The organism is Marinobacter sp. L-13 (assembly GCF_056857715.1).
Window position 1 is genome coordinate 146,587 of the sequence record NZ_JBSXNQ010000064.1, and the last position, 20,257, is coordinate 166,843.

Genomic DNA, 20,257 nt, shown 5'->3' on the forward strand with positions numbered 1-20,257 from the left:
GGGGTATCGGAATTGGTGATCCGATCTGCAATACTTGGTCTATACTCAGGTTAAAAAACAATCGGCAACAGGACCAACCCGATGCCCCAGAACAAGCTGACAGACCGTTTTGGTCGCACCGTCAACTACGTGCGTCTGTCCGTCACTGACCGGTGCGATTTCCGCTGCGTGTACTGTATGGCCGAGGACATGACTTTCCTGCCCCGCCAGCAGGTTCTCACCCTGGAAGAAATCGCCCGCGTTGCCCGCAACTTCGTTGACCTGGGTACCGAAAAAATTCGTCTGACCGGCGGCGAGCCGCTGGTACGCAAGGATATCCTGGAGCTGGTAAAGGAGATTGGCACTTACGGTCTGCGCGACTTTGCCATGACCACCAATGGAAGCCAGCTCACCACCATGGCCGAGCCTCTGCGCAAGGCGGGGATGCATCGCCTGAACATCAGCCTGGATTCCCTGGACGCCGACAAATTCCGCAACATCACCCGCACCGGCAAACTGTCACATGTGCTGGACGGTATTGATGCTGCCCGGGAAGCTGGCTTCCGGGGCATCAAGATCAATACAGTGGTGATGAAGGGCCGCAACGACGAGGAGATCCCGGAGCTGATCGAGTTCGCCCGCAAGAAAAAGGTGGATATCAGCTTTATCGAAGAGATGCCGTTGGGTGAGATTTCCGAACACGATCGGGGCCTGGCGCTTTGCACCAGCGAAGAAGTTCGGGACATCATCCGCAAGCATCACGAGCTGGTGCCCGCTACCGAGGATTCCGGCGGTCCCGCCCGTTATTACCGCATGGAAGACAGCGAGACCCGGGTCGGTTTCATTTCTCCCCATTCCCACAACTTCTGTTCTACCTGTAATCGGGTGCGGGTGACCGTCGAAGGTCGGCTGCTGCTGTGCCTGGGTAACGAGCACTCGGTGGATCTGCGCAGGGTGCTACGGGGCAATCCGGTGACTGATGACAAGTTGCGGGAAACCATTATCAATGCCATGGATCTGAAGCCGGAGCGGCATCACTTCTCCAGCAACGGGGATGTGCAGATCCTCCGGTTCATGAACATGACCGGCGGCTAAGCGGCCGGCACAGCAACCAGCACAACAAAAGGGTCAGATGAAAGCTTTCATCTGACCCTTTTTCATTTCTAGTGGTCCATTCCGTCCATTCCGTCCATACCATCCATACCATGCTTCGCCAGGCCGGTATTCAGATGCTCCATGGTGATCGAACTGTATTTCAGAACCTCACCGCCATGTTCCATCATGAACCCGTGGGCGGCTTCCTCGGTCGCAAAGGAGGCAAGCGTCGGCCCCATGGCGCCCGAGCGGTCAGAGCCAACCACGAAGAAAGCGTCCCGGGCGTCGATCAGGGCGGTGTCGTCCGGATGCTCCCACTCGGTCTGGGTCATGTCGTGGACGTAGAGGGTGTGATCACGGTTTTCATTCTCCGGCTGGAGCATCCAGGCGAACATGTCCTTGGTGGAGCAGAACTTACGGACGTGCTGCTCTTTCTCGGTTATGGCCTCACCCTTGGGGCCCGGGAAATTGGAGATCACCATGCCGCAGACGTGGCATTCATCGCCGCTTTCGAAATGCACCGGTTCGGGTTTGGCCATGGTCTGCTCCTCATTGCCCGAACAGGCGGTGAGGGTTATGGCTGCCAGAGCGGCGAGGAGCCAGTTGAGTTTACTTCTGTTCATCGGGATAACTCCGTTCAGATACGACGGTTTCGGAAAAGTAACAGGGCGCCTGCCAGCGGGATGGCAAACCACAGCACCAGGCCGATCCACAGGCCGGTGGCGCCGATGGGCAGATCGGCACCGAGACTGAGGACGCCGCTGAGCTGGGCGGTATCGCCGAAGGCAACGATATTGAGCAGGCGGTAGACATCCGTGGGATTGAGCATCAACAGCCAGGGCAACAGTTCAGCACTGAACTGGCCTTCGCTGGCCACGAGGGTGCCCAGCAGCATCAGGTCGAAGATCAGCACGAAGAAGAACCAGATCGCCAGGGCCAGGCCGGCGGCGATGGGCTTTTCGCTGACCCGCACACTGATCACGTAGGCAAGGGCAATAAATCCCCATCCCAACAGAACGGTGGAGCCAATAAACCGCAGCATGGCTGCCGCGAGACTGGCGATAGCAACGTTTTCCACCAGCACCGCAATGGCCACGCCGGCAACGCCGAAACCAATCACGGTGGCAAGCGCGAGAGTCAGGCCATGGCCCAGGAACTTTCCGAGTAGCAGCTGGCTTCGGCTAAGAGGGTAAGTCAGCAGTAACAGCAGGGTTCCACCCTCTTCTTCCCCGACGATGGCATCGTAGGCCAGCAGCAGTGCAATCAACGGGATCAGGAAGATTCCAAGGCTCGCGAGACTGGCAATGGTGGCCGGCGTGGAGGCATACCCCACCTGCCCCGAGGCTGCAGCGCCAAACCAGGCAATGCCCAGGGCCAGAGTCGCAAACACGAGGGAAATGGCCATCAGCCAGCGGTTGCGCAGGCTGTCACTGAGTTCCTTGCGGGCAATGGTCCAGATACTGTTCATTGACTGCCTCCCCGGTGGGCCAGGCCACCGGAACCGATAAAGTGCACGTAGATGTCTTCCAGGCTGGGCTGATGAATGCTGAGATCTGCCACTTCCCCCGATGCCATCACTGCATTCAGCAGGGCCATTTTCTCCCTCGGCTGCACATCCACCCGCAGGCGCCCACTATCGGTCTTGATGATCAGGCCACTGCTGCTCGAGGCCCTGTCGATCACATGTTCCAGCGCCGAGATACTGTTGGCTGGTTCCAGAGACAGGGTTACCGGCATATTCGCCTGCCGCCTCAGTGCGGCCAGATCGCCAGCGGCCTTCAGTGCGCCATCGGTGAGAATGGCCGCACGATCGATGTAAGGCTCGACACCGGGCAGGACATGGGAACACAGCACAATGCCCGTGCCCCCATCACGCAGCTCCCGGAGCAACCGGTACAGGTCTGCCGTGGCGACCGGATCCAGCCCCACCGTAGGCTCGTCCAGCATCAGCAGCCTGGGCTTACCCAACAGCGCCTGGGCCAGACCAAGACGCTGGCGCATGCCTTTCGAGTAGGTCTTGGTGCGGGCACCCATCGCATCGCCAAGGCCAACCTGTTCGAGCAGTTGCGGCACCTGTTGCAGGGACGCGCCCTTCAACCGGGCGAAATGGTTCAGAATCTCCCGACCGGTCAGCTGCGGATAGAACATCACGTTCTCCGGCAGGTAACCGATGTGCTGGGTTACCTGCGGATCGCCGGCATGGCCGCCAAGCACGGAAACCGATCCCTGGTTGGGGTTCATGAGCCCCAGGATCAGCTTGATACAGGTTGTCTTACCGGCCCCGTTATGGCCGAACAACCCCAGAATCTCCCCCGGCTCCAGAGTCAGGTCGATCCCCGTAAGGACCGGGCTCTTGTCGTACCGGTAACTCACATTCTCAAGACGAAAACAGCTCATCGGTTCTCCGGTTGAAGCTCTGCGGGCATCCGCATCAGGGGATGGGAATCGGTCACACCGGCGGACTTGACCACCGGAAACGCAGCCTGCACCCAGCGCAGGGTATCCACCGCCGGGCTGAACATCAGAACCTTGGCTTCCGGGTATTTCCACAGCAGCCGGTCCACGTTGTCATTGGGCTCATAGGGCACATCGCCAACGCCATCCTGATCCCGGTCCCAGCCCAGATAATCACTCCAGTAATTGCCCTTCTTCCCTTTTGACCACTCCTGGGTGCGGGTGGCGACATACTTGACCTGGCGCTGATTATTCACGAACGCGTTGTCAAAAACCTCGTTGTCTTCCGAGCCCGCGGTCAGATGAATGCCGATATTACTGTCGGCAAAGACATTGCCTTCAAAGGTGTTGTACAGCGAGTTGTAGATAAACACCGCCTTACCTTCAGCCCCCTCAATGGCAACACCGGCGGTCTGCCCCTGGGACACACCCGTCACCACATTGCCCCGCAGCTCCGACTGGGTAATGAAATTCATCAGAATCCCGTAGTTCTCATCATTCACCGACCGGTTGTTAATCACCGTCAGACGCTTGCTCTGCATCAGCGCATAACCGGTTCGCGTGTTACGGGTGACATTGTTCTCCAGCAGATTATTCATCGAGTACATGTAATGAATGCCATAACGCAGATCCGCCATCTCATTGCCCCGGATCGTATTGTTATTCGCCGTCTCGATATAAATCGCATCCCGCGTCCGACGGATGTCATTGCCTTCAATCAGCGCGCCGGTGGTATTGAACAGATGAATCCCATTGCCCCGGTCATTCGGACGCAGACTGTCATCACCGCGAATCCGATTATCGCGGACCGTCACATCCGGCGTTGCATCCAGCCACACCCCGAACGCCGGCCCCTGCAAACGATTGTTCTCAACCACCGCGCCCCTGGCCTCCCGAGCCACAAAAATCCCCGCATCCAGCTCGTTCAGATTGCTGCCCCAGTTGCGAACGGCACATCCGGAAAACGTCACCCTCTCGGCGACGATATCCACCGCATTGCCCTGCCCGCCGGGGTCAATCACCGTCTCGGCATGGCAAGACACAGACACCCCGGGCACCCGGATTGCCAGAGACGAAATCTGTTCAGGGGGAAGCTCAAAGCTCGCACCCGGTTCCAGGGCATCAAGCTGTTCTTGCAGGTCCGCTTGCGCGGTCAGCGATAACAGAGCGACGGTCAGGGCCACTCCATAACGCATGATTCGATACATCAATGTTTTCTCAAAAGTCAGGATGAAGGAGGACTGCACCGAGTTTGGTGCAAATCGATGGTAAAGGGCTTTCCGAAACCGTTGAGGGCCATGGATGGCCCGATTCGAGCCCTACAGGGACGTACTCGCGGGCGTGTTTCGGAAAGCCCTTTACCATCGGTTTGCCACACCCAAGCCTGCGGCCTTGCCAGGGCCCATTAATGAACCCCGGCAAGAACCTCAGTGGATCAGGCTTTCTCTACAATCATGCGACCCCGCATCTCCATATGCAGCGCATGACAGAACCAGTTGCAGTAGTACCAGTGCACCCCGGGACGATCTGCCTTGAAGGTCACAGAAGAGGTCTGCTGCGGACTGACCTCCATGCTGACACCATGGTTCACCATACAGAAACCGTGGGTCACATCCTCAATGGTGTCCAGGTTGGTCACGTACACCGTCACCTCATCACCCTGCTTCACCTTGAACTCCGTCATCCCGTACTGCGGCGCAATAGAGGTCATGTAGACACGAACCTTATTGCCATCGCGGATAACCTTGTTGTCGGCTTCCAGAGTCACGCCATCTTTCTTGGCCTGCTCAACGGCAGAGGCAAAGAACGGATCGTCACGGTCGTAGATCTTCTTGGTCTTGATCTGATCACGACGCACCAGAATGCAATCGTGAGGCTCGGCGAAGGTCGGGCCATCATGAACCAGCTTCATTTCCTCACCGGAGATATCGATCAGCTGGTCGTTCTCCGCATGCAAAGGTCCAACCGGCAGGAACCGGTCCTTGGAGAACTTCGACAGCACCACCAGCCACTTGCCATCGGCATCCCGGGACTCGGTCAGGGACGCGTGGTTGTGCCCCGGCTGATAATGCACATCCAGCTTCTGGCGGATGTAGTTCACATCCTCGCCGTTGTAGTGCCTGATGGCATCGGCAATGTTCCACTTGGCCACCTGACTGTCGATAAACAGAGTGGTATAGGCATTGCCACGGCCGTCGAAGGTTGTGTGCAGGGGCCCAAGGCCCAGTTCCGGTTCGCCGACCACAGTATCTCGCGGCTCAATCTTGCTATCGAACAGATCATCCAGCTTGTCGATGGCAATAATAGTGGCGGTCGGTGACAGCTTGCCGTTGGCAATAAAGTACTTGCCGTCCGGCGAGGTGTTCAGACCGTGCGGGTTTTTGGGAACCGGGATGTAACGGGTCAGTTCCGAGCCGGCACGACCGTCTACCACGGGCACCTTGGAATCACCCAGGGTCTTGTAGTTGCCATTCTTGACCGCCTGCTCAATGCGCTCGATGTTGAATACCACCGCCCAGTCGCGGTCGTTGCGCATGGTACCGGCCAGATCCAGTGCCTTCTCCGAGTTGTAACAGGTGGAGCAAGCGTACTTGCCGGTATAGTCCGCGTCGGTGTTGTCCAGGTTACCGTCAACAATCACCTGGAAGGCCACTTCCATGGTTTCCGCGTCTACCGCGTTGAACATGGTGAAGCTGCTTTCAAGGCTGGTGTCGCTGCCATCGTTCGGATGGGGGATGACATACTCGGCGTTACAGAACACGTACTTGGTCTTGGGAACCTTCTGAAGACGCAGGCCGTGAATGGCCTGAACATTCGGAATGGTGGTGATCTTGTCGCACTTCATGATGTCCAGGCGGATCCGGGCTACACGAGTGTTGGCCTTGTCGTTAATGAACAGGTATTTGCCGTCATAACGACCATCCGTCATGGAAATGTGGGGGTGATGGGAATCGCCGTTCAGGTGGGTATTGTCATGGCCCAGCACGTCCTTGCTTTCATTGCTGATCCCCCAACCGGTGGCAGAATCCACATTGAACACGGGGATACGCATGAGTTCCCGCATGGATGGGATGCCCAGAACCCGTACTTCACCGGAGTGACCACCACTCCAGAACCCGTAGTATTCGTCGAGCTCGCCGGGATGCACCACGAACTTGTTACGGGCCTCCTCGGCGGCAGCCGCAAAGGACTCCCGCGACATCACGGCAGTACCCAGGCCGGCTGCACCGGCGACTCCCGCAAGCGCAGCAGCCCCCATAAACCGACGGCGGCTCTGGCCGCTTTCCGGAAGCTCCGGCAGGTCTTTGGTCAGATCATCTCTTTTTTTCATAACATCCAACTCCGTTATTGGTAATGGCGGTTTTACTTCTCATGCTTTCTTTTTATCGGACTACTCAAGACACCTGAACCACGGGTATTTCCTCCGGGTGGCCCGGTGCGTTATGACCCCGGCGCTTGCCGCGTCGCTTGACGATCAGCGGCGGACACTTGTGGTCATCGAAATAGGTCATCTGGCAATCGAGGCAGTAATGGCATTCCATGTAGTTGATGTGGCCGTCCGGGTGGATCGCCTGGACTTCACACTCGTGATCACACAACCGGCAGGGATTGCCACACTCCTTGCGCCGTTTGAGCCAGTCGAACACTCGCAGTTTGGTCGGCAGTGCCAAAGCCGCACCCAGCGGGCACATATAGCGGCAGAACACTTTGCGGGTGAACAGGTTGACCACCAGCAGCAGGACGGCGTAGGTCACGAAGGGCCAGCTACGATCAAACTTGAGCGTGATCGCGGTCTTGAACGGCTCCACCTCGGCAAGCCGTTCGGCGGTCGCCATGGAATCCAGCGACACTCCGAACAACACCAGCAGAATGATGTACTTGATGGCCCATAGCCGCTCGTGCACGGTAAACGGCACGGTGTATTGGGGCACCTTCAACTTGCGGGCAATTTCATTCAGCAGCTCCTGCAGCGCGCCAAACGGGCACAACCAGCCACAGTAAACCGCCCTGCCCCAGAGGAGGATGATGCCGGCCACCACGGCCCAGAGGATGAACAGCATCGGATCGATCAGGAACGTGCTCCAGCTGAAGCCACTGATCAGGCTGTTCACAAACGTGAGCACGTTGACGATGGACAATTGCCCCATGGCATACCAGCCGATGAAGAACAGCGTGTAGGTCAGGAAGGCGTGGCGGATCCAGCGCATCATCTTCGGTTTTTTCACCAGCCAGTCCTGGAAAAACAGGATGAACATCAGCACGCCGATACCGATACCGAGCACCACAATCTGGAATTCCCGCTGGTACCACACCTGAACCCACATGGGCTGGTTTTCCAGCCATTCTTCCTCGGACACTACAGGCTCCGGACGGGTGTAATACTGCTCCGGAAGCTGGTACTCCAACGGAAACACCTGGAACTCGCTGTCCAGGGGGCCGGTCTGGCGCTTCACAGTGAGTTCGATTGTCCAGGGTGTACCGGGATCGAAGTTGTACTGCTGGCGAATGATGAAGATCGCCATCTCGGTGAACTCCGGCATGCCCTCGGCATAGACATCACTCAGCCGGTAGAAGTCCAGGTCACGGAAATTGAAGGTGTCGCCGAACTGACGGATCTGGATGCGATCGAAGATACCGCCGCGAACATAACCTGAACCTTTGAAGGAGTATTCACCGTTGGCCATCACGGCAATGGCATGTTCGCCCTCCTCCAGCTCGGATGTCAGCCACTGGTACTGGCTCTCGCCCAGGAGATTCCGGCCGATGGTGGGCGCATCCAGGTAAGCGGCATACAGATCAATCAGCGGCTCTTTGCGTTCTTCGGGGCCTGCGGTATCAACACCCTCGGCTTCCGTCCCCTTGAAGGAATCATCCACCTGGCCCTTGGTAAGCATTAACCGGCGCACCGAGCCGTCACCGGTCAGTTCCTGCCAGGTTTTCTGTTCAAAGGCCTGTTTGTCGACGGTCGCCAGAGGCGGACGGGTTCCATCCTCGCCTTCAACCATGCCCAGTTCCACTCCCACCCGGTGGGCAGTGCGCATGATCACTTCATTGATCACCATCACGGTCACAGTGGCCCCGGACAATCCGTCAACGGCCACCTTTCGTTCCGAAGAGGTTCCGCCCACGGTTACCCGCTGGTCGGCTTTGAGGCCCGTGTACTGATTGGTAAAGGCGTGCATCTTACTTTCAGGTATACCCACCAGAAGAATGGGTTCGTCATGGTGGATGACCTTGGCAGCCTTGATGGTGCCTTCGATATCCAGCACCACCATGGCATTGACCGGCTTTCCTGAGTAGGCGGGCGTCTGGACAAAATCCAGGGACTGATAGGCATAGCCCACCAGTTCCTTGCGGGCATAGAGCTCCTGGATCGCTCGATTGCCTTTGCGGGGAATGACCCGGGTGACATCCGGAAACGCCTGCTTGATAACCTGACGACCGGCAACGGGCTCATACTTGGCCAAAGGCGCTGCATTCAGGGCCATGGCCATGATCAATGCGAAAAAGAGAAAAACGAAGCGGGAAAAAACGGACACTGAAGACTCCCTGAAAAAAAGCGCCTTATTGCTTAAGCCTAGGCAAATTAGAGGAAAATCAAATACCTCTTATTGAATACACCTGGCTGACGAATCGATCAGATACCCGCTGTCAGCCCAGGCTGACAGCGTTTCCGTTTGAATCGAGCGGGAGGTAATTACTGATATGGCCGAGGCGGATAGACTCCACCATCATGGTCAGTGGCTGCTGCGCTTCATCACTGGATGGAGGCGTGCCTCCCCGGCCGGACATGGCGGCAACGAACACCACATCCCAGGCTTGGCCGGTGGCACGGGATTCTTCATGCAGGACATCGAAATCCGGTGCTTCATCAGGGGTTTTATCGACGCAGACCACCGGCGTCAGGGCGCCGCCTTCGCCGCGTTCAAAAGCGGCTTTTTCCTCCGGGGAGGCCTCATCCGGCAACTCCGCCCGACAGAACACGAATAGCAGACGCTGGGGTTCCTGCTGGCTATAGGAGGCCTGAATCAGGTCACTGTAACTGCTGATCATTTTGGTGAATCCTTACTGGTACCGGGCCGCTGCGATTTACGCCTGGCGGGCAATGAGCTGGTCGGACGAGGTTAGCCTGCGGACTTCGTCGCACACTTCTTCCACGGCATCTTCGCCGTAGCTCTGTCCATAATGTTTCTTGAAGCCGAATTCGTAGAGCCGGACATGCTCATCGGGCTCAACACCGATGTTCTCGAGGCAGGCCCGGGCACAGTGCAATGGGCAGCCATCAATAACGGTGATCGGGCGACCGGACCTGGCTGTTTTCACCAGGGACGGCACCTTGCCGCCGACGCCGGAGATGCAGGACATTTCGAACTCACCGGCATGATCGAGCCTTACCGCCACATTGTTGGCCAGCTGCGCCACATCAGAGCAGCCGGAACATGAGTAAATCAGTGGACGTTGCTTTCTCGATGTCACTTGTCCCCCTTTCCAAAAAGCCTGGAGGTTTGAATGTGATCCGTTACTGGCTGATCTCAATCAGACGCTGCGGATCCGAGATGAACAGTCGGCTGCGGTTGACCCGCACCAGGCCGTTGGCTTTCAGGTCCGCCAGAATCCGGGAGAAAGTCTCCGGCTGCATGGCCAGCCTGGAGGCCACCAGGCACTTGGGTAGCGGCAACTCGACTTCTCCACCCTCATCTGCGCCATTGGGCAGCAGGTCGATCAGGTAGCGGATCAGGCGGTCACGGGCGTTCTGCACGGTCATGATTTCCAGGTCGTGGAACCGGGAAACCGCGCGTTTGGCGTAATGCCGCAGGGCTGCCTGGGCGTATTTCGGGTTGCTTTCCAGCATGTCCTGGTAGGCCTTCACGGGGATCATCAGAACCTCGCTGGATTTCAGGGCCTCGGCGTAGCAGGCATACCGGGGCGGATCGGCATAGATCATGACTTCGGCGAAGCAGTCGCCAGGGGCGATGCTGTCGAGGGTTCGGTCGATGCCGGAGGAGTCCAGGCGGTAAAGACGCAAGCGGCCGGAGATCACGAAGAAGAAATGGTGCGCCGGCATGTCCTGGCGATAGAGCAGCTGGTGATGGCCAAGGCGGATTCTTCGAGATTGCTGGATCAGGTGCTGCAGGTCTTTGCCATTGAGTTCCGAGAACAGTGGATGGCTGCGCAGGGCCTGGAGGCCGTCTTCGTCGTCAAAGGGTTTGTTGACGGCGACGAGCACGGGTTTGGTGTAGCGGGTTTCGGCCGTTTGGGTCAGTGCCATTGGTGTATCCTCTCTGCATATTCATGCATGCGAAATCATGATTTAAATAGTAGAAGGATACTGGGGGAAAATCGCTCCCCCCATGGGGGTAGTCGGGGGGTTATTCGGGAGTAATTGATCTAACTCAAAGTGTTTTTTTGCTAACTAATTTGAGTCGAAAAGGCTACCGCTAGGTCTGGCGCCTGGCGCACTGAACATCGAGTACAGACTGGCAGGAACCCCCTTTCCAAAACACGCTCCTTGCGGCACATCCATGTGGCGCTTGACTGCAGCCATCCATGGCTGCAGACAGTTTTGGAAAGGGGGTTCCTGCCAGTCTCCAGGCTTTGGTCGCGCGCCTTTTACTGCATTAGTGGCGAGTCGGGCAGCTCGAGATCTACTCCTTCTACGCCAGTTTCCGCTGCCAGAACCTGCAGGTACTGACGAAACGCCCGGCGGGTTACACTCTCGCTCAGGTACTGTCGGATCTGGGGTTTGACGTGCTCATACGGGAGCTGCTGGCCGTCGATTCGCTGGTCGACGCGGACGATGTGCCAGCCGTACCGGGTTTCGATCAGTTCCGGATTGAGGCCTTCTTCCAGTGACAGGACGGGGCGCTCGAATTCGTCCACGGTCTGGCCCTTGCTGATCTGACCCAGGCTGCCGCCCTGGTGGCGGGATTCGCAGGCGGAGTATTGTTTGGCCAGTTCGGCGAACTGGGAGCGGCCGTCGATGAGGGACGATAGCAACTGTTGGCCGGCTTCTTCCTGGCGGATGCGTTCCTGGACGTCGTCCGGGGCAGCAGCGAGTAGGATGTGGCTGACGGCCATGAGTGTGGGACTGCAGAATCGGGCCGGGTTGGCGTTGTAGAAACGTTCGCAGTCCTGTTCGGTCGGGTCCGGAACGTTAAGCTCGAGTTCCAGTACCCGGGCAATGCGGTCTTCTTCGTCGGCGATGTCGTCGAGCTTGAGGCGGCTGGCCTGTTGCAGGAGGAGCTCGCGGATGACGAGGCTTCTGGCAGCGTCGTGCCAGGCTTCGGCCACTTCTTCGGCCGGGTGGTGCTGCATTTCCCGGGCGATGTCGTCTTCGCCGATGAGGGTTTCACCCACGGTGACCGGCGGGAACTGGTTTCTGGGCTTTTCGGCGTCGCCGACGGGGATGAGTTGCATAGCAATAACCTCGGTAAACATGGGGTCAGACGAACGCTTTCATCTGACCCCGTTTTCATTTGCATCAAGCGCGCTTGCGAACCACCTGGTACTTCCGTCCGAAATACTCCACCGGCACACTGAGCATGTGCACCAGTCGGGTAAACGGGAAGAGTACGAAGATGGTCAGGCCCAGGAAGATGTGGGTCTTGTAGATCCAGTGCACGTCGGCAATGTAGCCGGCCACGCCGCCCTGGAGGGTGACAATGCCCTGGGCCCAGGCAGAGAACTTGAGCATGGTGCTGCCATCCAGGTGACCCATGGTGGGCAGAATGGTCAGCAGGCCGAGTGCCAGCTGAATGACAAGGATGACGATGATCATGTTGTCCGCAAAGGTGCTGCTGGCCTTGATACGTGGATCAGTCAGACGACGCCAGGCGAGCATGCCGCCGCCAATGATAGCCATGATGCCGGCAATACCACCCACCACGATCGCCATGATCTGCTTGGTGCCGGGTGTCATGAACGGCTCGTAGAACGCGTGCGGTGTCAGCAGGCCCACCAGATGGCCGAAGAAGATCACCAGTACGCCGACGTGGAACAGCACGCTGGCCATCACCATGTTTTTCTTGCGCAACATCTGGCTGGAATGGGCTTTCCAGGTGAACTGGCCCTGGTCGTAACGGGCCCAGGTGCCGATCACGAGGATCGCGATAGCAATGTAGGGATAAACCCCGAACAGTAGTGTATTGAGATAGGACATCATTTCCGTTTCCTCCTGCGCCCTCAGGCGCGCCCTGCCTGACGGGGTGTTGCGTCCGTCATCAGCTGATCACTCAGGTGAATGGTCTGGGTCTGTTCCAGTTCCCGGCGGCGTTGGCCTACAACACTGCCGGTACTGCAGGAGCTGCCCTGATCATCAACAAACTTCACCATTTCCTCTTCCCAGACCTTGTCCAGAGCCTCCGGGGTGTCGTCGCGCTCTTCCGAGGCGACGATCCGGGCCAGCTCCTGGCGGTTTGCCGCACGCCCGGAGAGGGTCAGCAGCGAGTCCATCACCACGTGATAGAAGCTTTCCCGCTGGTACAGACGCTCACCCAGCAAGCCCAGGATGTGGTGGATGTCCTCCAACCAGTTCCGGATCTCGTCCCAGGGTCGGGTTGAGAGGTATTCCAGGAACAGTGGCAGGTAGTCCGGCAGTTCCCTGGCGTCGATTTCCAGACCGTTGCTGCGATATTCTTCCATCAGGTCCACCATGGCCTGGCCACGGTCGCGGGATTCCCCGTGCACGTGCTCGAACAGCAGCAGGGACGTGGCCCGGCCCTTGTCGAACATACCCACGTAGTTCTCCTGCATGTCCAGAAGGTCGCCATCGCAGACCATTTCCACGCAGCGCAGCAGTTGCTCCTTGTTCTGCCTCGGCAGCCGGCTGTCCTCAAGGACAGCGGCAATCAGGGCATCTTTGGAGGCCTGGAGTTCTTCGGTCGGGTACTCGAGCACCCGGGCCAGTACTTTTAAGAGTTGCATCTTGGCCTCCTTATTCCTGCAGCTGTTTCGGGTCAACCTGCTTCACGGTCGACAGCTTCTGGACCATGCTGGTGGTCTGTTTGCGGCCACCGAACATGTTGAACTTGCTGTCGCCGTTGCAGCCTTCACCGAAGCTGAAGCCGCAACCGTTGCGCTCGCCATGGGCGGTGGCATCGGGGAAGGCTTCTTTCGCCAGCTCGCGGTGGCTGGTGGGAATCACGAAGCGGTCCTCGTAGTTGGCGATGGCCAGGTAGCGGTACATCTCGTCCGCCTGGGCCTTGGTCAGGCCGGCTTCCTCAAGGGCGCGCAGGTCTTCCTTGCCTTCAACGGTCTCGGCACGCTTGTACAGACGCATGGCCATGATCCGCTTGAGGGCCCGGACAATCGGCTTCTCGTCACCAGCGGTGAGCAGGTTGGCCAGATACTTCACCGGAATCCGCAGGCTTTCGATCTTCGGCAGTATGCCGTCGAATTCGACCTTGCCGGCTTCCGCCGCGGACTGGATCGGGCTCAGGGGCGGCACGTACCAGACCATGGGCAGGGTGCGGTATTCCGGGTGCAGCGGCAGGGCCAGTTTCCAGTCCACCGCCATCTTGTACACCGGGCTCTGCTGGGCGGCTTCGATCACGTTCATCGGGATGCCATCTTTCTTCGCCTGCTCGATCACTTTCGGGTCGAACGGGTCCAGGAAGATTTCCAGCTGCTTTTCATAGAGTTCATGCTCGCCCGGGGCGCTGGCCACTTCCTCGATGCGGTCTGCGTCGTACAGCAGCACACCGAGGTAGCGAATCCGGCCAACACAGGTCTCGGAGCACACGGTGGGCATGCCGGCTTCGATCCGCGGGTAGCAGAAAATGCACTTCTCGGACTTGCCGGTTTTCCAGTTGAAGTAGATCTTCTTGTACGGGCAGCCGGAGACACACATCCGCCAGCCACGGCACTTGTCCTGGTCGATCAGGACGATGCCGTCTTCCTCACGCTTGTAAATGGCACCACTCGGGCAGCTGGCAACACACGCCGGGTTCAGGCAGTGCTCGCACAGGCGCGGCAGGTACATCATGAAGGTGTTTTCGAACTGGCCGTAGATGTCCGCCTGCACCTGGTCAAAGTTTTTGTCCTTGCGGCGCTTGGCGAATTCGGTACCGAGGATTTCCTCCCAGTTCGGACCCCATTCGATTTTCTGCATGCGCTGGCCGGAGATCAGCGAGCGCGGCCGTGCCACCGGCTGGTGCTTCATGTCGCCGGCGGTATGCAGGTGCTGATAATCGAAATCGAACGGCTCGTAGTAGTCGTCGATCTGGGGCAGGTCCGGGTTGGCGAAGATGTTCGCCAGGATCCGGAAACGGCCACCGATTTTCGGGCGGATCTTGCCGGAGCTGTCACGCATCCAGCCACCCTTCCACTTGTCCTGGTTCTCCCATTCTTTGGGGTAGCCGATACCGGGCTTGGTCTCGACGTTGTTAAACCAGGCGTATTCCATGCCTTCACGGCTGGTCCATACGTTTTTGCAGGTCACTGAACAGGTGTGGCAACCAATGCACTTGTCCAGGTTCAGCACCATGCCGACTTGGGAACGGATCTTCATTTTACAGCCTCCTGAACAGTGTCATTGCCTTCACCGTCGAGCCAGTCGACGTTGTGCATCTTGCGAACCACCACGAATTCGTCGCGGTTGGAACCTACGGTTCCGTAGTAGTTGAAGCCGTAGGAATACTGGGCGTAGCCACCAATCATATGGGTCGGTTTCGGACATACCCGGGTGACCGAGTTGTGGATACCACCCCGGGTGCCTGTGATCTCGGAGCCGGGAATGTTCACAATCCGCTCCTGGGCGTGGTACATCATTACCATGCCCGGCATCACCCGCTGGCTCACCACTGCCCGGGCCGCAATGGCACCGTTGGCGTTGAACAACTCGATCCAGTCGTTATCCTCGATGTTCAGTTCCTTCGCATCGTCCTCGCTCAGCCACACGATCGGGCCACCGCGGGAGAGGGTGAGCATCAACAGGTTGTCGCTGTAGGTGCTGTGGATACCCCACTTCTGGTGCGGCGTGATCCAGTTCAGCGCTTTCTCGGCGTTGCCGTTGCTGCGCTGGTTGATCATGCTGCTGACCGTCTTGGTGTTGATCGGCGGGCGATACACAAGCAGGCTCTCGCCGAAGGCGCGCATCCACTCGTGGTCCTGGTAGAACTGCTGACGACCAGTCAGGGTGCGCCAGGGGATCAGCTCATGGACGTTGGTGTAACCCGCGTTGTAGGAGACATGCTCGTCTTCAAGACCAGACCAGGTTGGGCTGGAGATGATCTTGCGCGGCTGCGCCACGATGTCCCGGAAGCGGATCTTCTCCTCTTCCTTGTTCTTCGCCAGATGGGTGTGGTCCAGACCGGTCATTTCTGACAACGCAGCCCAGGCTTTCACCGCAACCTGGCCGTTGGTTTCCGGGGCCAGGGTCAGGATCACTTCCGCTGCATCAATGGCGCTTTCAATCTTCGGACGGCCGGCGTTGGCTCCGTCGATGTGCTTGTAGTTCAGGTCACCCAGGAACGTCACTTCTTTCTCGGTGTTCCAGTTGATGCCCTTGCCACCGTTACCCAGCTTGTCCATCAAAGGACCAAGCGAAGTGAAGCGCGCGTAGGTGTTCGGGTAGTCCCGCTCAACGGTGATGAAGTTGGGCGCGGTCTTGCCCGGGATCAGGTCGCACTCGCCCCGCTTCCAATCCTTCACATCGAACGGCTGGCCCAGCTCGGCCGGAGCGTCGTGCAGCAGCGGCAGGGTAACCACGTCTTTCTCGACACCCAGGTGGCCTTCGGTGGCTTTGGAGAACGCCTTGGCGATGCCCTTGTAGATCTCCCAGTCACTGCGCGCTTCCCAGGCCGGATCGGTAGCGGCGGTCAGCGGGTGGATGAACGGGTGCATGTCGGAGGTATTCAGATCGTTCTTCTCGTACCAGGTGGCCGTCGGCAGAACGATGTCGGAATACAGACAGGTGGTGGACATGCGGAAGTCAAGGGTCACCAGCAGGTCGAGTTTGCCTTCCGGCGCTTCGTCATGCCATTTGACCTCTTTCGGCTTGGCGCCACCTTCGTGGCCCAGATCCTTGCCCTGCAGGCCGCTCTTGGTACCCAGCAGGTACTTGAGCATGTACTCGTGGCCCTTACCGGAGGACCCCAGCAGGTTGGATCGCCAGATAAACATATTGCGCGGATGGTTCTGGGGCGCTTCCGGATCCTCACTGGCAAACGCCAGGGAGCCGTCTTTCATGGACTGCGCCACATAGTCCGACACTTCCATTCCGGCTTTTTCTGCCTCAGCAGCAATACCCAACGGGTTGCGGTTGAGCTGCGGGGCAGACGGCAGCCAGCCCATGCGCTCGGCGCGCACGTTGTAGTCAATCAGGCTACCGCCGAATTTGGACTTGTCCGCCAGCGGCGACAGGATCTCGTCGACACCCAGCTTCTCGTAACGCCACTGGCCAGAATGGGCGTAGAAGAAGGAGGTGGAGTTCATATGCCGGGGCGGACGCTGCCAGTCCAGACCAAAGGCCAGGGGCTGCCAGCCGGTCTGCGGACGCAGTTTTTCCTGGCCTACGTAGTGAGCCCAACCGCCACCGCTCTGGCCGATGCAGCCACACATGATCAGCATGTTGATCAGGCCGCGGTAGTTCATGTCCATGTGGTACCAGTGGTTCATACCGGCACCGACGATGACCATGGAACGGCCCTTGGTCTTGTCGGCGTTATCGGCGAACTCACGGGCAATGCGGATCACTTTCTCGGCGGGGACGCCGGTGATCTTTTCCTGCCAGGCCGGGGTGTAAGGCTTAACTTCGTCATAGGAAGTGGCACCGTCATCCTCGCCCAGGCCACGGCTAATGCCGTAGTTGGCGACCATCAGGTCATAGACGGTAACCACACGTCCTTCGGAGCCGTCCGCAAGCTGCACTTTGCGGGTACCCAGCTTGTGCTTGAGGATGTCCTTGATTTCCACGTGTTTGAAGTGATCATGCTCGATACCACCGAAGTACGGGAAGGCGACGTCCACAACGTCATCGTGCTTCTCGACCATGGACAGCTGCAGGTTGACGTCGGAGCCTTTGGCGGTCTGCTTCAGGTTCCACTTGCCCTTTTCACCCCAGCGGTAGCCAATGGAACCATTGGGAGCCGTCAGCTCACCGGAGGCTTCATCAATGGCGATGGTTTTCCACTCGGGGTTGTTTTCTTCACCCAGCCCGTCCACCAGGTCACTGGCGCGCAGGAAGCGGCCCGGAACGAAACTGCCGTCATCCTTCTCTTCCAGCATGACCAGGTAAGGCATGTCGGTGTAGCGACGCACGTAGTCGGTGAAGTACTCACTGGGGTTGTCGACGTGGAACTCTTTCAGGATCACGTGGCCCATGGCCATGCCCAGAGCGGCGTCGGTACCCTGCTTGGGGTTCATCCACTCGTCGGACAGCTTGGAGACTTCGGCGTAGTCCGGAGTAATGGCGACGGTTTTGGTGCCCTTGTAACGCACCTCGGTGAAGAAGTGGGCGTCCGGGGTACGGGTCTGGGGTACGTTGGAGCCCCAGGCAATGATGTAGCCGGAGTTGTACCAGTCGGCGGATTCCGGCACGTCGGTTTGCTCACCCCAGGTCTGGGGAGAGGCCGGCGGCAGGTCGCAGTACCAGTCGTAGAAGCTCATGCACACGCCGCCGATCATGGACAGGTAACGGCTGCCGGCAGCATAGGAGACCATGGACATAGCGGGAATCGGCGAGAAGCCGATGATGCGATCCGGGCCATGCTTCTTGGCGGTGTAGACGTTGGAGGCGCCAATCAGCTCGTTGACTTCATCCCAGCTTGAGCGCACGAACCCGCCCATGCCACGGCGGGGCTTGTACTCAGCGGTTTTCTTGGGGTCTTCCACGATAGAAGCCCAGGCCTCCACCGGATCATTGAACTGCATGCGCGCGGCACGCCAAAGCTTCATCAGATGCTTGCGCATCAGAGGGTATTTGAGGCGGTTGGCGCTGTACATGTACCAGGAATAGCTGGCACCACGGGGGCAGCCGCGTGGCTCGTGGTTGGGCAGATCCGGACGGGTACGGGGGTAATCGGTTTGCTGGGTTTCCCAGGTAACCAGGCCGTTCTTGACGTAAATCTTCCAGCTGCAGGAGCCGGTGCAGTTTACGCCGTGGGTGGAACGCACGATCTTGTCGTGCTGCCAGCGCTGGCGGTAGCTGTCTTCCCACTCGCGACTGACTTCGTGGGTTTCGCCATGGCCGTTGGAGAACGGCTCGCGCTTCTTCCTGAAGTAATTCAGTTTATCGATCAAATGACTCATGGTCTCTTTCTCCATCAACCCGTCTGCCGGATCGTTGCTCCGATTTGAGACCATTGTGTGTGAGAAAAACCGCAAAATCTGCGTGGTTACTACCTCATAACCCGCTTCTACCACCCTGGTGGTAGGCGGCTTATATCCCCGGGTGGAGTAGGTGTTCACGCTCGTGCCGGCGACTTTCCCGGGCAAACAGGAAAAGACAGCCCACAAGCAGCAGGAAGAGAATCATGAAGACCGCACTGCGGATACCCAGCCAGTGGTTAACGCTGCTGAAAATCACCGGCAGCACAAAGGCTACGGAACAGGCGCTCACCAGCAGCAACCCGGCAACAAAGGCCGCCACCGAACGATTTTCAACAATAACCAGCCGCTGGAGGCTACCCATGGTGCAGCCCATGGCCAGCCCGAGCGTGACGACAAACACACCCTCCAGTTGCATGGGCAGGGCAAATTCAACCCGGATAGTGGCGTCAACGCCCTGGATAAACAAAGTCATGGGTGGGTAGGACAAAACAAACAGCGCCATCAGACAGACCATCAGTGCTCGGCTGACAACCCGTGCACTGCCGAAGCGGTCGGAAAACCCTCCCCCCAAGATCTGGGCCAGGGCACCTGGAATCACAAACCATTGAGCCAGCCGCGCTCCGGAATCCACTGACAGATCGAACTGTGAAGACAGGTAGTCCGGCAGCCACAAGGCCAACGCGAAGAAGCTGCCGGCGACAACGCCAAAATAGCCACAAAGCTGGCCGGCCCGCCTCGTCTGCATTCGGTGTAGCAGCACCCGGACTGAGGTTTCTGCGGTCGGGTCCGCCTCAGCGTCTTCCGGATCGGTAAGCATGACCAGCAGCGCAAGCACCAGAACCAGCACAATAAGATAGGCCAGCGGCACCCCGTGCCAGGAAAAGGCCTCATGGAACAGTGGCACCAGGTAGTAGTTGAATCCCGCGCCGGTTACGCCGGCGCCAAACACCCCCAGCACAAGGCCCAGGCGTTTGGATTCACAGTGTCCTGTCACGAACTGCAACCCGGCGCTGTAGAATCCACCCGCCAGCCCGAGACCGCCGGCGGCAACCAGGTACCCGGGGAAGGTATCGGTGGTCAGAAGTATCACCATGCAGGCTGCGAGCCCGGCCAGGCAGATCAGCATGATCCGGCGGGCGCCGAATTTCTGCGCCGCCAGGCCCGCTGGAACGGCCAGCGCCGCCCCCACCGCCATCGGCATCGCCAGCAGAAATCCAAACTGCAAGTCGCTGAGAGCCAGCTCCGAACGCAGATGGACTCCGGCCACCGCAAACAGAGTCCAGCACCCGGCAGCGACAACAAAGCCCGCTACCGCCAACGGCAGTACCACTGCCAATGACGCCAGCCGGTCATCTGCACGATCCGTTTCGGACTTCATTACTGTCGCTCTTCTGGAAACCTGCTTTTCAGTTTCATCTTTTGATCATAAAGGGGTCAAAGATTATGATGGGTTACCAAC

Annotated in this window: 16 protein-coding genes; 1 reads left to right on the forward strand and 15 read right to left on the reverse strand. The window is 58.5% G+C overall.

Features of this window, described 5'->3' with window-relative positions:
* Positions 1 to 81 precede the first annotated feature (81 nt).
* Positions 82 to 1,074 carry a GTP 3',8-cyclase MoaA gene (gene moaA, locus AC13DD_RS17190; protein ID WP_092032036.1) on the forward strand — a complete coding sequence of 331 codons (993 nt, stop codon included), beginning with the start codon at positions 82 to 84 and terminating at the stop codon, positions 1,072 to 1,074.
* Positions 1,075 to 1,142: 68 nt separating this feature from the next.
* Here moaA and AC13DD_RS17195 read toward each other — a convergent pair whose 3' ends face one another.
* From AC13DD_RS17195 to AC13DD_RS17265, 15 genes are all read right to left on the reverse strand, one after another.
* Positions 1,143 to 1,697, reverse strand: a complete 555-nt coding sequence (locus tag AC13DD_RS17195; RefSeq protein WP_273069409.1) for a nitrous oxide reductase accessory protein NosL — start codon at positions 1,695 to 1,697, stop codon at positions 1,143 to 1,145.
* A 14-nt stretch (positions 1,698 to 1,711) separates the two neighbouring features.
* The gene (locus AC13DD_RS17200; protein WP_008175377.1) at positions 1,712 to 2,542 is read right to left on the reverse strand and encodes an ABC transporter permease; all 831 of its coding nucleotides are present in this window, start codon (positions 2,540 to 2,542) and stop codon (positions 1,712 to 1,714) included.
* Positions 2,539 to 3,471 carry an ABC transporter ATP-binding protein gene (locus tag AC13DD_RS17205; protein ID WP_008175379.1) on the reverse strand — a complete coding sequence of 311 codons (933 nt, stop codon included), beginning with the start codon at positions 3,469 to 3,471 and terminating at the stop codon, positions 2,539 to 2,541. The genes AC13DD_RS17200 and AC13DD_RS17205 overlap by 4 nt, the downstream gene beginning before the upstream one ends.
* Positions 3,468 to 4,736, reverse strand: coding sequence for a nitrous oxide reductase family maturation protein NosD (locus tag AC13DD_RS17210; RefSeq protein WP_482931516.1), 1,269 nt, complete (start codon positions 4,734 to 4,736; stop codon positions 3,468 to 3,470). Before AC13DD_RS17210 ends, AC13DD_RS17205 begins: the two co-directional genes overlap by 4 nt.
* Before the next feature lie 227 nt (positions 4,737 to 4,963).
* The gene (gene nosZ, locus AC13DD_RS17215) at positions 4,964 to 6,859 is read right to left on the reverse strand and encodes a TAT-dependent nitrous-oxide reductase (RefSeq protein WP_482931517.1); all 1,896 of its coding nucleotides are present in this window, start codon (positions 6,857 to 6,859) and stop codon (positions 4,964 to 4,966) included.
* Positions 6,860 to 6,923: 64 nt separating this feature from the next.
* Positions 6,924 to 9,023: a transcriptional regulator NosR gene (gene nosR / locus AC13DD_RS17220; RefSeq protein ID WP_092032136.1), complete on the reverse strand. Its 2,100-nt coding sequence runs from the start codon at positions 9,021 to 9,023 to the stop codon at positions 6,924 to 6,926.
* Positions 9,024 to 9,180: 157 nt separating this feature from the next.
* The gene (locus AC13DD_RS17225; RefSeq protein WP_053112951.1) at positions 9,181 to 9,582 is read right to left on the reverse strand and encodes a hypothetical protein; all 402 of its coding nucleotides are present in this window, start codon (positions 9,580 to 9,582) and stop codon (positions 9,181 to 9,183) included.
* 36 nt (positions 9,583 to 9,618) lie between these two features.
* A complete protein-coding gene (locus tag AC13DD_RS17230; protein ID WP_053112952.1) occupies positions 9,619 to 10,005 on the reverse strand; it encodes a putative zinc-binding protein in 387 nt (128 codons plus the stop codon).
* Positions 10,006 to 10,048: 43 nt separating this feature from the next.
* Complete coding sequence (locus tag AC13DD_RS17235) at positions 10,049 to 10,798, reverse strand: Crp/Fnr family transcriptional regulator (RefSeq protein WP_008175395.1); 750 nt, start codon at positions 10,796 to 10,798, stop codon at positions 10,049 to 10,051.
* A 341-nt stretch (positions 10,799 to 11,139) separates the two neighbouring features.
* Positions 11,140 to 11,946: a peptidylprolyl isomerase gene (locus tag AC13DD_RS17240; protein ID WP_482931518.1), complete on the reverse strand. Its 807-nt coding sequence runs from the start codon at positions 11,944 to 11,946 to the stop codon at positions 11,140 to 11,142.
* Between the two features lie 64 nt (positions 11,947 to 12,010).
* Positions 12,011 to 12,688: a respiratory nitrate reductase subunit gamma gene (narI, locus tag AC13DD_RS17245; protein WP_039882107.1), complete on the reverse strand. Its 678-nt coding sequence runs from the start codon at positions 12,686 to 12,688 to the stop codon at positions 12,011 to 12,013.
* Positions 12,689 to 12,711: 23 nt separating this feature from the next.
* On the reverse strand, positions 12,712 to 13,452 hold the full coding sequence (gene narJ, locus AC13DD_RS17250; protein WP_008175401.1) for a nitrate reductase molybdenum cofactor assembly chaperone: 741 nt from the start codon (positions 13,450 to 13,452) through the stop codon (positions 12,712 to 12,714).
* Between the two features lie 10 nt (positions 13,453 to 13,462).
* The gene (gene narH / locus AC13DD_RS17255; RefSeq protein WP_482931519.1) at positions 13,463 to 15,037 is read right to left on the reverse strand and encodes a nitrate reductase subunit beta; all 1,575 of its coding nucleotides are present in this window, start codon (positions 15,035 to 15,037) and stop codon (positions 13,463 to 13,465) included.
* Complete coding sequence (locus AC13DD_RS17260) at positions 15,034 to 18,777, reverse strand: nitrate reductase subunit alpha (protein ID WP_482931520.1); 3,744 nt, start codon at positions 18,775 to 18,777, stop codon at positions 15,034 to 15,036. Before AC13DD_RS17260 ends, narH begins: the two co-directional genes overlap by 4 nt.
* A 130-nt stretch (positions 18,778 to 18,907) precedes the next feature.
* The gene (locus AC13DD_RS17265; RefSeq protein ID WP_338354524.1) at positions 18,908 to 20,176 is read right to left on the reverse strand and encodes an MFS transporter; all 1,269 of its coding nucleotides are present in this window, start codon (positions 20,174 to 20,176) and stop codon (positions 18,908 to 18,910) included.
* Positions 20,177 to 20,257: the final 81 nt, after the last annotated feature.

Excerpts from the sequence above, each read along its gene's own strand:
- moaA (WP_092032036.1), top strand. The coding sequence starts at position 82 with ATGCCCCAGAACAAGCTGACAGACCGTTTTGGTCGCACCGTCAACTAC.
- AC13DD_RS17195 (WP_273069409.1), bottom strand. The coding sequence starts at position 1,697 with ATGAACAGAAGTAAACTCAACTGGCTCCTCGCCGCTCTGGCAGCCATA.
- AC13DD_RS17200 (WP_008175377.1), bottom strand. The coding sequence starts at position 2,542 with ATGAACAGTATCTGGACCATTGCCCGCAAGGAACTCAGTGACAGCCTG.
- AC13DD_RS17205 (WP_008175379.1), bottom strand. The coding sequence starts at position 3,471 with ATGAGCTGTTTTCGTCTTGAGAATGTGAGTTACCGGTACGACAAGAGC.
- AC13DD_RS17210 (WP_482931516.1), bottom strand. The coding sequence starts at position 4,736 with ATGTATCGAATCATGCGTTATGGAGTGGCCCTGACCGTCGCTCTGTTA.
- nosZ (WP_482931517.1), bottom strand. The coding sequence starts at position 6,859 with ATGAAAAAAAGAGATGATCTGACCAAAGACCTGCCGGAGCTTCCGGAA.
- nosR (WP_092032136.1), bottom strand. The coding sequence starts at position 9,023 with ATGGCCATGGCCCTGAATGCAGCGCCTTTGGCCAAGTATGAGCCCGTT.
- AC13DD_RS17225 (WP_053112951.1), bottom strand. The coding sequence starts at position 9,582 with ATGATCAGCAGTTACAGTGACCTGATTCAGGCCTCCTATAGCCAGCAG.
- AC13DD_RS17235 (WP_008175395.1), bottom strand. The coding sequence starts at position 10,798 with ATGGCACTGACCCAAACGGCCGAAACCCGCTACACCAAACCCGTGCTC.
- AC13DD_RS17240 (WP_482931518.1), bottom strand. The coding sequence starts at position 11,946 with ATGCAACTCATCCCCGTCGGCGACGCCGAAAAGCCCAGAAACCAGTTC.
- narI (WP_039882107.1), bottom strand. The coding sequence starts at position 12,688 with ATGTCCTATCTCAATACACTACTGTTCGGGGTTTATCCCTACATTGCT.
- narJ (WP_008175401.1), bottom strand. The coding sequence starts at position 13,452 with ATGCAACTCTTAAAAGTACTGGCCCGGGTGCTCGAGTACCCGACCGAA.
- narH (WP_482931519.1), bottom strand. The coding sequence starts at position 15,037 with ATGAAGATCCGTTCCCAAGTCGGCATGGTGCTGAACCTGGACAAGTGC.
- AC13DD_RS17260 (WP_482931520.1), bottom strand. The coding sequence starts at position 18,777 with ATGAGTCATTTGATCGATAAACTGAATTACTTCAGGAAGAAGCGCGAG.
- AC13DD_RS17265 (WP_338354524.1), bottom strand. The coding sequence starts at position 20,176 with ATGAAGTCCGAAACGGATCGTGCAGATGACCGGCTGGCGTCATTGGCA.